Raw genomic sequence first — 14557 nt, 5'->3', positions numbered from 1 at the left:
CCCTCGCAGCACCGCACAGCCCCTCTCGGATCTTGACCGGGGAAGCCCCTTGCGCGGCAGCCCCGTACCATAGGACATAGCCGTGGCGCGTCCGCCCGGCGGGCGTACGAGGAACTGACGCCGCATCCCACGATCCGAGAGAAGCGCAAGCACCCATGCCCACGCGCCACGACATCCGTAACGTCGCCATCGTCGCCCACGTCGACCATGGCAAGACGACCATCGTCGACGCCATGCTCAAGCAGGCCGGTGCCTTCGCCGCCCACCAGCAGCTCGACGACCGCATGATGGACTCGAACGACCTGGAGCGTGAGAAGGGCATCACGATCCTCGCCAAGAACACGGCGGTGAAGTATCACCCCAAGGACGGCGGGGCCCCGATCACGATCAACATCATCGACACCCCCGGCCACGCCGACTTCGGTGGCGAGGTCGAGCGCGGTCTGTCGATGGTGGACGCGGTCGTCCTCCTCGTGGACGCCTCCGAGGGTCCGCTCCCGCAGACCCGCTTCGTGCTCCGCAAGGCCCTCCAGCAGCGCCTGCCCGTCATCCTCTGCATCAACAAGACGGACCGCCCGGACTCCCGGATCGACGAGGTCGTCAACGAGACCTACGACCTGTTCCTGGACCTCGACGCGGACGAGGACCAGATCGAGTTCCCGATCGTCTACGCCTGCGGCCGTGACGGCATCGCCTCGCTGACCAAGCCGGAGAACGGCACGGTCCCCGCGGACAGCGACAACCTGGAGCCGTTCTTCTCCACCATCCTGGAGCACGTCCCGGCCCCGTCGTACGACGAGGACGCGCCGCTCCAGGCCCACGTCACCAACCTGGACGCCGACAACTTCCTCGGCCGCATCGCGCTCCTCCGCGTCGAGCAGGGCGAGCTGCGCAAGGGCCAGACGGTCGCGTGGATCAAGACGGACGGCACCATCGCCAACGTCCGCATCACCGAGCTGATGATGACCGAGGCGCTCACCCGCAAGCCGGCCGAGGTCGCCGGCCCCGGTGACATCTGCGCCGTCGCCGGTATCCCGGACATCATGATCGGCGAGACCCTGGCCGACCCGGAGAACCCGATCGCGCTGCCGCTGATCACGGTCGACCAGCCGGCCATCTCCATGACCATCGGCACCAACACCTCGCCGCTCGTCGGCCGCGGTGGCACGGGCAAGGGCGCGGACGCCAAGTCCGCGGTCAAGCAGCGCAAGGTCACCGCCCGCCAGGTCAAGGACCGCCTCGACCGCGAGCTCATCGGTAACGTCTCCCTCCGCGTGCTCGACACCGAGCGCCCGGACGCCTGGGAGGTCCAGGGCCGTGGTGAGCTCGCGCTCGCCATCCTGGTCGAGCAGATGCGCCGCGAGGGCTTCGAGCTGACCATCGGCAAGCCGCAGGTCGTCACCAAGGAGGTCGACGGCAAGACGCACGAGCCCGTCGAGCGCCTCACGGTCGACGTCCCCGAGGAGCACATGGGCGCGGTCACGCAGCTCATGGGCGTCCGCAAGGGCCGCATGGACAACATGTCGAACCACGGCTCCGGCTGGGTCCGCATGGAGTTCGTCGTCCCGTCGCGCGGCCTCATCGGCTTCCGTACGGAGTTCCTCACCAACACCCGCGGTACGGGCATCGCCCACTCGATCCACGAGGGCCACGAGCCGTGGTTCGGCACGCTGACGACCCGTAACAACGGTTCGCTGGTCGCCGACCGCGCCGGCGCCGTCACCGCCTTCGCGATGACGAACCTCCAGGAGCGCGGTGTCCTGTTCACCGACCCCGGCACCGAGGTGTACGAGGGCATGATCGTCGGCGAGAACTCGCGCTCCGACGACATGGACGTGAACATCACCAAGGAGAAGAAGCTCACCAACATGCGCTCCTCCTCCGCCGACTCCTTCGAGGCGATCGTCCCGCCCCGCAAGCTGTCCCTGGAGCAGTCCCTGGAGTTCTGCCGCGACGACGAGTGCGTCGAGGTCACCCCGGAGGCCGTGCGCATCCGCAAGGTCATCCTGGACCAGAACGCCCGCGGCCGCGCGACCTCCCGCGCCAAGAACAACTGAGCCGAGTCCGGCCGCATGCGGCCGGTGGCGGCGGGGTAGATCACGGTCCTGTGTGATCTACGCCGCTCTTGGCTGACGGCACGTCAGCACCTGAGCCCGGACCCCCACAGCACTGTGGGGGTCCGGGCTTTTCGTCAACTTCCGTCAACTCCATTTCAGAGGCCGAGTGTCCGCATAGCGGCCATCGCTCTCCGGTACGTGTGTTAACGGTCCGTTTCGGGGGTGTCTGTCTGTGCTCAGTTTGTCCGGATTTCGGTATCCGGGGGTGGGGTGATGTTGTCAAAACGAGACCACTTAAGTGTGGTTTACAGCCCGGACGTACTTAATAGTTGGCTCCATTGAGCTCGGGTCAATGGGTCACGCACTGTGGGGAGTGCCGACTCACGAGCACACTCGGGGTACTTGAGTGCACAGCCGTCAGGGGTGTCGGCGAAACTCGGAGTGCCCCTCTTGTAGTGACAAAGTGGACTCATGAGGAGGAACCCATGCGCGGTGCCAAGAGCGCCAAGTGGGTAACGGGCGCGATCATCGTCGCCCTTGCTGCGACCGCCTGTGGCGGGGGTAAGAGCGACGGCGGCAGTGACGCCAAGGGCGCTGTTGACCCGAACGGAATCTTCTCCATCGAGCTGGGCGAGCCTGAGAAGCCCCTGCTCACCGGCGACACGATGGAGTCCAACGGCTCCGCCGTGATGTCGGGCCTGTTCTCGACCCTGGTCGACTACAAGGCTGATGGCTCCCTGGCCATGATCAACGCCGAGTCGGTCACCACGACGGACTCGAAGACCTGGACCGTCAAGCTCAAGCCGGGCTGGACCTTCCACGACGGCACCCCGGTGACCTCCAAGTCCTTCGTGGACGCGTGGAACTGGAACGCCAGCCTGAAGAACGCCCAGGGCCTCGCGTCCTGGTTCGCGGACATCAAGGGCTACGACAAGGTCCACCCGGACGCCGAGGGCGCCAAGCAGACCGCCGACAAGCTCGAGGGTCTGTCGGTCGTCGACGAGAACACCTTCAAGATCGAGCTCTCGAAGGCCGTTCCGTACTTCGCGCACAAGCTGGCCTACATCGTCTTCGCGCCGCTCCCCGAGTCCTTCTACAAGGACCCGGTCGCCGGCGGCCAGAAGCCGGTCGGCAACGGTCCCTACAAGTTCAAGAGCTGGGACCACAAGAAGAAGATCGAGGTCACGCGCTTCGACGGCTACAAGGGCCCGAACAAGGCGAAGAACGGCGGTGTGGTCTTCAAGAACTACACCACCCTCGAGGCCGCGTACGAGGACCTGAAGTCGGGCAACGTCGACGTCCTGCGTCAGATCGCGCCGAAGGACCTCCCGGTCTACCGCCAGGACCTCGGCGACCGCGCCGTGGACCAGCCGTACTCCGCGATCCAGACCATCGCCGTCGCCTTCTACTCCGACCAGTGGAAGAAGCCGAAGCAGATCGACCCGCGCGTCATCCAGGGTCTTTCGATGGCGATCGACCGTGCCACCATCACCAAGACGGTGCTGAACGGCACGCGTGAGCCCGCGACCGGCTGGGTCGCGAAGGGCGTCCTGGGCTTCCAGGAGGACGGTGGCGCCGGCGTCACCAAGTTCGACCCCGCGAAGGCCAAGGACCTGATCAAGGCCGGCGGCGGCGTCCCGAACAACAAGATCTCCATCCAGTACAACGCCGACGGCGGACACAAGGAGTGGGTGGACGCTGTCTGCAACTCCATCCAGCAGTCCACCGGCGTCCAGTGCGTCGGCGACGGCAAGCCGGACTTCCAGGCCGACCTGACCGCTCGTAAGACGAAGCAGGTCAAGTCGCTCTACCGCTCCGGCTGGGTGCTCGACTACCCGGTGAACGCCAACTTCATCTCGGACCTGTTCCGTACGGGTGCGGGCGGCAACCAGGGTGACTTCTCGAACAAGGAGCTCGACGCCAAGATCGCCAAGGCCGACTCCGCGGCGACGCTGGACGAGTCCGTCAAGGCGTACCAGGCCATCGAGAAGGACCTGATCAACTACATGCCGTCCATCCCGCTCTGGTACTACAAGGTCAACGCGGGCTTCTCCGAGAAGGTTTCGGGCGTGGCGTACGGCCAGGACGGCGACCCGATCCTGACCGGCGTCGAGGTCAAGAAGTAATCACCCAAGCGTAGTCCGCACGCCGTCACGGGACTGACGGATCGACAGATCGTCAGTCCCGTCTCGGTGCCTTACGCAGTGGCTGGGGGGCCCTTCCACGACATAGCCGTGCCCGGAAACGGGTAGGGCTGTCGAGGGAGGGCCCGTCGGTTGCCGCTGTCACATCTCAACGGAGGCATGATGGGGCGTTATGTCGCACGACGACTGCTCCAGATGATCCCGGTTTTCCTCGGGACGACCCTGCTGATCTTTCTCATGGTGCGCAGCCTGCCCGGTGACCCCGTGCTGGCGATGTTCGGCGACAAGGGCGCCGACCCGGCGACACTCGCCGCGAAGCGCCACGAGCTGGGTCTCGATCGGCCGGCTTGGCTGCAGTACGTCACATATATGTGGGACATGATCTGGCACCAGGACTTCGGTACCCAGATCCGTAACGGACGCCCGGTCACCGAGGTGCTCGGCGACGCGTTCCCCATCACGCTCCAGCTGGCGGCGCTCGCGTTCGCCATCGAGCTGATCTTCGGCATCGGCCTGGGTGTCATCGGCGGTCTGCGCGCCGGCCGCCTGGCCGACAACGTGATCCTGATCTTCACCCTGCTGATCATCTCGATCCCGGTCTTCGTTCTCGGCTACATCATCAAGATGGTGTTCGCCTTCAACCTGGGCTGGATCGATCCGAACGTCAGCACCGAGCCACAGCTCAGCGAGATGATCGCTCCGGCCATTGTGCTCGGCGGTCTCTCCCTCGCCTATGTGGCGCGGCTCACGCGTACGTCCATGGCGGAGAACCTGCGCGCCGACTACATGCGCACGGCCGTTGCCAAGGGCCTCCCGCGCCGCCGTGTCATCGGCGTCCACCTGATGCGCAACTCGATGATCCCCGTGGTCACCTTCCTCGGCACCGACATCGGCGCCCTCATGGGCGGCGCGGTCGTCACCGAGGCGATCTTCAACATCAAGGGCATCGGCGGCGTCATCGCCGAGTCGATCTCCCGGCGTGAAGGTACGACCCTGGTGGGCCTCGTCACCATCCTGGTGATCGTCTACCTCGTCACCAGCCTGCTCATCGACCTGCTGTACGCGGTCCTGGACCCGAGGATCCGGTATGCCTGACGTGACCAAGACCGCTGCCGCGGCCGTCGAGGACGCCATCGCCCCGCCCTCCGTGGACTCGGCCCCGGCTCCGACGCAGGAGAAGGCCCGTAGCCTCTGGGGCGACGCCTGGGCCGACCTGCGCCGCAACCCGTACTTCATCATCTCCTCGGCGCTCATCACGCTGCTGCTGCTGATCTCGGTGTGGCCGAGCCTCTTCACCAGCGCGTCCCCGACCGCCGGTGACCTGGTGCACCACTTCCTGAGCAAGCCGGAGCTGGGCAACGTCGGTTCGCCCGAGTGGCTGGGCTACGACCAGCAGGGCCGCTCCGTCTACGCCCGCCTCATCTACGGCACCCGCGCCTCGATCATCGTCGGCGTCGCGGTCACCGCGATCGTCACCGTCATCGGCGGCATCATGGGCATGATCTCGGGTTACTTCGGCGGCATCGTCGACGCGATCCTCTCCCGGATCACCGACGTCTTCTTCGGCATCCCGTTCCTGCTCGGCGCGATGGTCGTCCTCCAGGCCTTCGTCGAGCGGACCGTCTGGGTCGTCGTCTTCGCCCTCGCGTTCCTCGGCTGGACCCAGATCACCCGCGTCATGCGCGGTGCCGTGATCACGGTCAAGCAGGCCGACTACGTCCACGCGGCCAAGGCCCTCGGCGCCAGCACGACCCGGATCCTCTTCCGGCACATCCTGCCGAACGCCATGGCACCCGTCATCGTCGTCGCGACCATCGCGCTCGGCGGTTACATCTCGGCCGAGGCCACCCTGTCGTTCCTCGGCCTGGGCCTCGCCGCCCCGACCGTCTCGTGGGGTGTCGACATCTCCGCCGGTGTCGCCCAGATCCGAGTGGCCCCGCACGTCCTGCTCTGGCCCTCGATCATGCTGAGCCTCACCGTTCTGGCGTTCATCATGCTCGGCGAAGCCGTCCGCAACGCCCTCGACCCCAAGCTGCGCTGAGGAGGGCGTAAAAGATGAGCATCATCGACAAGACCGCGGCCGTCCCCGCGCCCCGCGACGGATCCGACCACACCGGTCCGCTGCTCGAAGTCCGCGACCTGCACGTGGAGTTCCACACCCGTGACGGTGTGGCCAAGGCGGTCAACGGAGTCAACTACTCGGTGGACGCCGGCGAGACCCTCGCCGTCCTCGGCGAGTCCGGCTCCGGCAAGTCCGTCACCGCCCAGGCCATCATGGGCATCCTCGACATGCCTCCGGGCAAGATCCCGCAGGGCGAGATCCTGTTCCGCGGCGAGGACATGCTGAAGATGTCCGAGGAGGAGCGGCGGAAGATCCGCGGCCGGAAGATCGCCATGATCTTCCAGGACGCGCTGTCCTCCCTCAACCCGGTCCTCAGCGTCGGCTACCAGCTCGGCGAGATGTTCCGGGTGCACCACGGCATGTCCAAGAAGGACGCCAAGGTCAAGGCCATCGAGCTGATGGACAAGGTCAAGATCCCCGCCGCCAAGGCGCGGGTCACCGACTACCCCCACCAGTTCTCCGGCGGTATGCGCCAGCGCATCATGATCGCCATGGCGCTCGCCCTGGAGCCGGACCTGATCATCGCCGACGAGCCCACCACGGCTCTCGACGTGACCGTGCAGGCCCAGGTCATGGACCTCCTCGCGGAGCTCCAGCGCGAGTACAACATGGGTCTGATCCTGATCACCCACGACCTCGGCGTCGTCGCCGACGTCGCGGACAAGATCGCCGTGATGTACGCGGGCCGGATCGTCGAGCAGGCCCCCGTGCACGAGCTGTACAAGCGGCCGGCCCACCCCTACACCAAGGGACTCCTGGAGTCGATCCCGCGCCTGGACCAGAAGGGCCAGGAGCTCTACGCGATCAAGGGCCTGCCGCCCAACCTGCTCAAGGTGCCCTCCGGCTGCGCCTTCAACCCGCGCTGCCCCAAGGCCGACGACCTCTGCCGCACGGAGATCCCGGCCCTCGTGCCGGTCACCGAGCAGGACGGCGCGGACCTCCCGGGCCGTAAGAGCGCCTGCCACTTCTGGAAGGAGACGATCCATGGCTGACCTCAGCAAGAACGACGAGGCCGTGGCCGCCGTCGAGGCCCCCGCGGGCCGCGGCGAGCCGATCCTCCAGGTGCGCGGCCTGAAGAAGCACTTCCCGCTGACGCAGGGCATCCTGTTCAAGAAGCAGGTCGGCGCGGTCAAGGCCGTGGACGGGGTCTCCTTCGACCTCTACCAGGGCGAGACCCTCGGCATCGTGGGCGAGTCCGGCTGTGGCAAGTCCACCGTCGCCAAGCTCCTGATGAACCTGGAGCGCGCCACCGCGGGCGAGGTCTTCTACAAGGGCCAGGACATCACCAAGCTGTCCGGGCGCGCCCTGAAGGCCGTCCGGCGCAACATCCAGATGGTGTTCCAGGACCCGTACACCTCGCTCAACCCGCGTATGACGGTCGGCGACATCATCGGCGAGACCTTCGACATCCACCCCGAGGTGGCCCCGAAGGGCGACCGGCGCCGCAAGGTGCAGGAGCTGCTCGACGTCGTCGGTCTGAACCCGGAGTACATCAACCGGTACCCGCACCAGTTCTCCGGCGGTCAGCGCCAGCGCATCGGCATCGCCCGAGGCCTCGCGCTCAACCCGGAGATCATCATCTGCGACGAGCCGGTGTCGGCCCTGGACGTCTCCGTCCAGGCGCAGGTCATCAACCTGATGGGGAAGCTGCAGGAGGAGTTCAACCTCTCCTACCTCTTCATCGCGCACGACCTGTCGATCGTCCGGCACATCTCGGACCGCGTCGGCGTCATGTACCTCGGCAAGATGGCCGAGATCGGTACGGACGAGCAGATCTACGAGCACCCGACGCACCCGTACACCCAGGCGCTGCTGTCCGCGGTGCCGGTGCCGGACCCGGAGGCCCGCGCGCACCGCGAGCGGATCATCCTCACCGGTGACGTCCCCTCGCCGGCGAACCCGCCGTCGGGCTGCAGCTTCCGCACCCGCTGCTGGAAGGCGCAGGAGCGCTGCTCGCAGGAGACGCCGCTGCTCGCGATCCCGGAGCGCTTCCAGGGTCAGGAGACCCCGGCCGCGCACCTCTCGGCGTGCCACTTCGCCGAGGAGAAGCAGGTCGTCCCGGTGCACTGACGCACCGACACGCAAGGCCTGGAAGGCCCCCGCCACCCGCAAGGGTGCCGGGGGCCTTTCGCATGTCCGGCGGCGGTCGCGCGAAAGGGCCCCGCGCCCTGCCCCCGCGCCCTGCCTTCGCCCCCTCGGGACGTCCCGCGGGACACCCGTACCGCCGTCCCGTTCCCGTCCCGCGTCCCCGCGCCGTCCCGTGCGCCCGACGGGACGTCACCCCCGGTCCGTGTCCCTGCCTCGGCCGTCGTGTCCGGCCCGCCCGCCGCCCCCTCCCGCGGGACGGACGCGGTCCGCCGGGACGGCCGGGACGGCCTGCGGGACTGGCAGCGTGTGCCGAGCCGCAGCCCGCCGGGCCGCCCGCCTCGACCACGAGGGGCGTGGCCCGCCGGGCCGCCGCCGCCCGCCGCTTCAGGACAGAGAGATCGCCGTGAACATACTCACCCGCAAGTTCGCCACCGTCGGTTCGGCCCTCGTGATGGCGGGGTCCAGCCTCCTGCTCGCCTCCTCGCCGGCCTCGGCCGCGACGTCCTGCTACTCGACCAGCTGCTACGGGGTCGACCCGGCGACCTCGATCTGCCAGAACGACGCGAGGACCGTCCTCACCAGCGAGACCGGCGTCGAGCTCCGCTACAGCCCCACCTGTCGTGCCACCTGGGCCCGCAAGCAGAACGCGGTCGCGGGGCACTACTACCAGGTCGAGAACGAGCGCCGTGAGATGCAGAGCGTGCAGCCCGGCGGCTCGGGCGGGACCGTCTGGACCCGGATGGTCGACGACAAGGACATCATGGCGTACGCCTGTGACCGTCGTTCGGACTACACCATGGCCTCCTCGACCCTGTGGTGGTGACCCGTCCCGTGCTCACCCGCACGCTCGCGACGGCCGCCTCGGCCCTCGCCCTCGCCGCCTCCGGCCTCCTCCTCGCCTCCTCCCCGGCCTCCGCCGCGACGTCCTGCTACGGGCCCGACTGCACCGGCAAGGACCCGAGCACGACCGTCTGCCAGAACGACGCCCGCACCGTCGGCACCACCGCCTCCGGCGTCGAACTTCGCTACAGCCCGACCTGCCGGGCCGCCTGGGCGCGCAAGAGCGGTGACACCGCGATGACGATCTGGGTGGAGAGCAACACCGGTCTGAGCCAGGCCGCTTACCACACCGGAAGCGGCACCGTGTGGACCGCGATGATCGACGACAAGGGGATCATCGCCCGGTCCTGCGGCTACGTCATGGGATTCGGGACGCAGTGCTCGTCGTGGTACTAGCCCCGCCGGTCGCGTCGGCCACGCCGTCGACTCCGGCCCCGCAGAAGGAGTTCCTCCAGTGAACCCGCTCACCCGCAAGCTCGCGACGGCCGGTTCGGCCCTCGCGCTCAGCGCCTCCGGTCTGCTCTTCGCCTCCGCCCCGGCCTCGGCGGCCACCTCCTGCTACGCCTCCTCCTGCGAGGGCCTCGACCCGGCCACCACGATCTGCCAGAACGACGCCCGCACGGTGCTGACCGCCGACTGGGGCGTGGAACTGCGCTACAGCCCGACCTGCCGCGCCGCCTGGGCCCGCAAGACCTCCGGCGCGTCCGCCGACACCGTGATCAGCGTCCACAACTCCCAGGGCGTGTCCCGGAGCGCCTACTACGGCGGTTACGGAACCGTCTACACCGCCATGGTCAACGACAAGGACATCTACGCCAAGGCGTGCGAGACGCGCGCCCTGGAGACCCTCCAGACCCACTGCACCGGCAGTTACTGAGCGGAGGACCACACCCTCATGACCCCGGAAACCGCATCGAACCCCCAGCGCCGCGCCTTCCTCACCGGCGGGCTCGCGCTCGGCGCCGCGGCCGTCCTGCCCCTCTGGGCGCCCGGCCGGGCACACGCCGCGGGCGTGCCGGTCATCGCCGACACCACCGCGTGGGGCGCCCGCCCGGCGAGCGGCCCCCTGCGGGTCCTCCCGACCCCGCCGCAGAAGATCATCGTGCACCACACGGCCACGGCCAACGTGACCGACTACTCGCAGTCCCAGGCGTTCCAGCTCGCCCGCTCCATGCAGAACTGGGCGATGGACGACCGCCAGTGGAGCGACACGGGCCAGCACTTCACCGTCTCCCGGGGCGCGTACGTCATGGAGGGCCGGCACAACAGCCTGGCCACGCTCCAGGGCGGCACCCAGATCGTGGAGTCGGCGCACTGCGTCGGACAGAACACGGTCGCCATCGGCATCGAGAACGAGGGCACCTACACCACCGTCGACCCGCGGAGCGAGCAGTACGCGACGCTGGTCGACCTGTGCGCGCACATCTGCCGCCAGTACGGGCTGCGCGCCTACCAGATCTACGGACACCGGGACTTCAACGCCACCCAGTGCCCCGGCGACCGCCTGTACGCGATGCTCCCGCAGCTGCGGCAGGCCGTGGCCGCCCGCATCGGCGGGGACCCGACGGCGCCCGTGTGGCCGCTGCTGCACAACGGCGACAGCGGCGACCGGGTCCGCGCGCTGCAGCACCTGCTCGTCCGGCGCGGCGCCACGATCACCCCGGACGGCAGCTTCGGCCCGGCCACCGAGAAGGCCGTACGGGACTTCCAGACGCTCATGACCGCGACCTCCGACGGATACGCCGGCAACCAGACCTGGCACCAACTCGTCGTGCCCGTACGGCAGGGCGACTCCGGCGAGGCCGTCAAGGCCGTACAGCTGCTGCTCACCGCCAAGGGCATCCCGACCGACGCGGACGGCGCCTTCGGGCCCGGCACCCAGGCCTCGGTCACCTCCTTCCAGAACGGCGCCGGGCTGCCCGCCGACGGCCTGGCGGACGCGCGCACCTTCAGCCGCCTCCTCGCCTGACCGTCACGCCCCGCCCCACCCTCCACCCCACAAGGAGAAGCACCCCGCCATGTCGTCGACCACCCGGTCGCTCCGCCCCGTCCTCGGGGCGGCCCCCCTCGCGGCCCTCGCCGCCCTCGCCGCGCTGCTCGTGCTCATCGGCCTGGGCACCCCCGCGCACGCCTTCTCGGGCGCGTTCGTCCCCACCCAGAGCAAGGGCAACCGGGGCTCGGACGTCGCCGCCCTGCAGTACCTGCTCAACGGGCAGGGCGCGCAGCTCACCGCCGACGGCGTCTTCGGTGCCGGCACCGACACCGCCGTCCGCTCCTTCCAGTCCTCCCACGGCCTCGGCTCCGACGGCATCGTCGGACCCAACACCTGGCGGGCGCTGACCGTGACCGTCCGGGAGGGCAGCCAGGGCGAGGCCGTCAAGGCCGTCCAGTACCTGCTGAACGCCAAGCGCGGCGCGGGCCTCTCGGTCGACGGCGCCTTCGGTCCCGGCACCGCGTCGGCGGTCCGCACCTTCCAGAGCCACGCCGGCCTCGGCGCGGACGGCGTCGTCGGCCCGGACACCTGGAACAACCTGCTCTGGCACTACGAGTACGCCGACTACAACGCCGGCACCCTCTGCAACCAGAACCCGGACGGCAACGCCTCCGCCGACTGGGGCACCGCGGCCACCATCGGCCAGCTGGAGGCCGGCGCCCGCACCTTCGCCGCCCTCGGCCGGGGCAAGCTCCCCGTCGGCGACATCGCCTTCGAGCACGGCGGCTCCATCTACGGCCACGCCACCCACCAGGTGGGCATGGACGTCGACTTCTGGCCCGTGCGCACCGACTCGGCGCAGTGCTCCGGCTCCCGCATCACCTGGGAGTCCGCCGCCTACGACCGGGGCGCCACCCGTGAGCTCGTCAAGGCCCTGCGCGCGGCCGCGCCCGGCCACGTGAAGCTCATCTTCTTCAACGACCCGCAGCTGATCGCGGAGGGGCTGACCGTGCAGTACCCCAACCACGACAACCACCTCCACATCCGCTACTGCGAGCCGGTGCACCCGGACGCGAACTACCAGTGCTGACGAGAGAGTTCGAGGAATCACCGATGACACTCGCGAGAAGGATCCCCGGGCTCGCGGCGGCCCTGCTGGCCGCCCTCGTCACCGCCCTGGTGGCCGGAGTGCTCCAGGCCGCCCCCGCCTTCGCCGCCGACTGGCCGCTGGTCAAGAACGGCAGCTCCGGCGTCCAGGTGACCACCGTCCAGCACCTGCTGACCGCCCGCGGATACGCCACCGCCGCCGACGGCGCGTTCGGCGACGGCACCGAGGGCAAGGTCCGCAGCTTCCAGAGCGCCAGCGGCCTGTCCGCCGACGGCGTCGTCGGTGCGGACACCTGGTCCCGGCTGATCGTCACCGTCCGCAAGGGCGACAACAACTCCGGTGTGAGGGCCGCCCAGACGCAGCTCAACCGGTACGGGGCGGGGCTCGCCGTCGACGGCGCGTTCGGCGACGGCACCGACTCCAAGGTCCGCGCCTTCCAGTCCTCGCACGGGCTCGACGCGGACGGCATCGTCGGCCCGGACACCTGGCGCGCCCTGGTCACCGGCTCCTCCGGCGGCAGCGGCGGCAGCAGCGGCCTGCTGACCCACTCCCAGGCGGCCGCCAAGTTCTCCGCGGCCGGCATCACCTGGAGCTCCTCCGGCGGCTGCTCCGACCGCAACAGCTCCGCCTGCACGTCCTTCGACGGACTGCGCCAGGCCTCCGCCGACGGCGCCGTCGCCCTGCGCGGGGCGAGCGGCTGCGCGCTGAACATCACGGGCGGTACGGAGACGGGCCACGCGAGCGGCACGTACAGCCACTGGAACGGCTACAAGCTGGACTTCGCGATGACCAGCTGCCTCACCAACTACGTGACGGGCACCTTCCCGTACTCCGGCAAGCGCGGTGACGGCGCCTCCCTCTACACGGCTCCCTCGGGCAACGTCTACGCCAACGAGGGCAGCCACTGGGACGTGACCTTCCTCAACTGATCCACCGGCCGGCCGGCGGCCGGCGGGGTGACCGATCCGGCCGTGCGCCGCGCCGATCAAGTCACTCCTGATATGTCGTACCGGCGCGATACTCTCCCCGTTCATGCAGCTGTTCGATCAGCAGAACGGGGAGAGTTCGCGTGTTCAATGAGGGGGGATACGGCCCCGGGGCGTCGGGCGGGGCCCACGACCGGCTGGCCGCCCGGATGCGCGCCATGAAGGAGAGATCCGGGCTCAGCTACGGCAGGCTGGCCGACCGGACCCACTACAGCCGCTCTTCCTGGGAGCGGTTCCTCAACGGCAAGCAGGTGCCGAGCAGGGTCGCGGTCGAGCAGCTCGCCGAGGCGGCGGGGGAGGAGAAGGAGCCGCTGCTCGCGCTCCTCGACGAGGTCCTCGCGAACGAACGCGCCGCGGCCCTCGCCTCCGGCCAGGCAGCCGCGCAGACCACCGGCGCGCAGACGACCGGCCCGCAGCCGCCCGGACGCGCGCAGGCGACCGGGCCCGCGCAGAAGGCGGCACAGGGCGCCGCACCCGCCGCCGCGGATTCGACGGCCGGCACCACGACCGCCACCACGGCCAAGGCCGCCGCCCCGGCCCCCGTACCCACCGCCCGGGACAGCACCCGGGCGTCGCCCTCCCGCTGGGCGGCCCGGAAGGCGGACCGGGCGGCGAAGCGGGCGGCCGCCCCGGCGGAGCCCGCCCCCTGGCGCCGCCGCGCCGCCGGCTGGCTCCCCGCCGCGCGCGCCCTCGGCTACGTGACGCTCGGGGCGCTCCTCGGCGCCGTGATCAGCGTCATCGCCCTGGCCCCCGGGAACGACCCGGCCGGGACCGCCGCCCACCCCTCGGCGTCCACCAGCACCGACGGGAAGCAGAGCGTCCCGGCCGCCGGGACCATCGTGGTCGGCTGTACGAGTGACACCTGCCTGCGCCGGGAGCCGCAGGCCATGGACTGCCAGTGGGACGCCACCACCGTGCGGCAGACCTGGCTGCGCGGGCTCCAGATCGAGCTGCGCTACAGCGCCGCCTGCCAGGCCGTGTGGGGCCGCATCGAGGGCGGGACCATCGGCGACTCCGTCACGATCAAGGACAAGGGCGGCCACGAGCTGAGCGCGGAGATCAGGGTCGAGCGCGACACCTACACCCGGATGCTCGCCGTCGCGGCCGACCGCCCCTGGCAGGAGGTGACGGTCTGCGGGAAGATCCCGCGCTTCCACGAGCAGGAGTGCTCGCCGGTCGGTGCCGTGCAGCCGTGACGGACCGTCGGGACGCGGCCCCCCGGACAGCTGCCGCCGAGATGCGGCCCCGTCAGGCTTGGGGTGATATGGGGGCATAAGTC

Annotated in this window: 12 protein-coding genes and 2 pseudogenes; all 14 read left to right on the top strand. The window is 69.5% G+C overall.

Features of this window, described 5'->3' with window-relative positions:
- Nucleotides 1–155 precede the first annotated feature (155 nt).
- The 14 genes and pseudogenes from typA (at nucleotide 156) to ASD33_RS36685 (ending at nucleotide 14474) form a co-directional block, all read left to right on the top strand.
- Nucleotides 156–2057, top strand: coding sequence for a translational GTPase TypA (typA, locus tag ASD33_RS00475; RefSeq protein ID WP_056551518.1), 1902 nt, complete (start codon nucleotides 156–158; stop codon nucleotides 2055–2057).
- 485 nt (nucleotides 2058–2542) lie between these two features.
- Complete coding sequence (locus tag ASD33_RS00470; protein ID WP_056551516.1) at nucleotides 2543–4183, top strand: ABC transporter substrate-binding protein; 1641 nt, start codon at nucleotides 2543–2545, stop codon at nucleotides 4181–4183.
- 180 nt (nucleotides 4184–4363) lie between these two features.
- Entirely contained in the window at nucleotides 4364–5296 is a 933-nt protein-coding gene (locus ASD33_RS00465; protein ID WP_056551514.1) for an ABC transporter permease, read from the top strand.
- Entirely contained in the window at nucleotides 5289–6242 is a 954-nt protein-coding gene (locus ASD33_RS00460) for an ABC transporter permease (protein WP_056551512.1), read from the top strand. The genes ASD33_RS00465 and ASD33_RS00460 overlap by 8 nt, the downstream gene beginning before the upstream one ends.
- Before the next feature lie 14 nt (nucleotides 6243–6256).
- A complete protein-coding gene (locus ASD33_RS00455) occupies nucleotides 6257–7315 on the top strand; it encodes an ABC transporter ATP-binding protein (RefSeq protein ID WP_056551510.1) in 1059 nt (352 codons plus the stop codon).
- Nucleotides 7308–8393, top strand: a complete 1086-nt coding sequence (locus ASD33_RS00450; RefSeq protein ID WP_056551508.1) for a dipeptide ABC transporter ATP-binding protein — start codon at nucleotides 7308–7310, stop codon at nucleotides 8391–8393. Before ASD33_RS00455 ends, ASD33_RS00450 begins: the two co-directional genes overlap by 8 nt.
- A gap of 421 nt (nucleotides 8394–8814) precedes the next feature.
- Complete coding sequence (locus tag ASD33_RS00445; protein ID WP_056551506.1) at nucleotides 8815–9234, top strand: DUF2690 domain-containing protein; 420 nt, start codon at nucleotides 8815–8817, stop codon at nucleotides 9232–9234.
- On the top strand, nucleotides 9231–9647 hold the full coding sequence (locus tag ASD33_RS00440; protein ID WP_242426794.1) for a DUF2690 domain-containing protein: 417 nt from the start codon (nucleotides 9231–9233) through the stop codon (nucleotides 9645–9647). Before ASD33_RS00445 ends, ASD33_RS00440 begins: the two co-directional genes overlap by 4 nt.
- A 58-nt stretch (nucleotides 9648–9705) precedes the next feature.
- Nucleotides 9706–10128, top strand: a complete 423-nt coding sequence (locus ASD33_RS00435) for a DUF2690 domain-containing protein (protein WP_056551501.1) — start codon at nucleotides 9706–9708, stop codon at nucleotides 10126–10128.
- Between the two features lie 18 nt (nucleotides 10129–10146).
- Entirely contained in the window at nucleotides 10147–11220 is a 1074-nt protein-coding gene (locus tag ASD33_RS00430; RefSeq protein WP_056551499.1) for an N-acetylmuramoyl-L-alanine amidase, read from the top strand.
- 49 nt (nucleotides 11221–11269) lie between these two features.
- Nucleotides 11270–12274 (top strand): peptidoglycan-binding protein, encoded by a 1005-nt coding sequence (locus ASD33_RS00425; RefSeq protein ID WP_056551496.1) that lies wholly within the window; start codon nucleotides 11270–11272, stop codon nucleotides 12272–12274.
- A 23-nt stretch (nucleotides 12275–12297) separates the two neighbouring features.
- Nucleotides 12298–12729 (top strand): annotated as a pseudogene (locus ASD33_RS36885) (peptidoglycan-binding domain-containing protein); the annotation flags it as partial.
- Nucleotides 12730–12831: 102 nt separating this feature from the next.
- Nucleotides 12832–13221 (top strand): annotated as a pseudogene (locus tag ASD33_RS36880) (hypothetical protein); the annotation flags it as partial.
- A 140-nt stretch (nucleotides 13222–13361) separates the two neighbouring features.
- A complete protein-coding gene (locus ASD33_RS36685) occupies nucleotides 13362–14474 on the top strand; it encodes an XRE family transcriptional regulator (RefSeq protein WP_056551495.1) in 1113 nt (370 codons plus the stop codon).
- Nucleotides 14475–14557: the final 83 nt, after the last annotated feature.

The sequence above is a fragment of the Streptomyces sp. Root1304 genome, assembly GCF_001426405.1.
Lineage (GTDB): Bacteria > Actinomycetota > Actinomycetes > Streptomycetales > Streptomycetaceae > Streptomyces.
The sequence above is the reverse complement of the archived record's forward strand: the minus strand, read 5'-3'. Positions and strand labels throughout refer to the sequence as shown.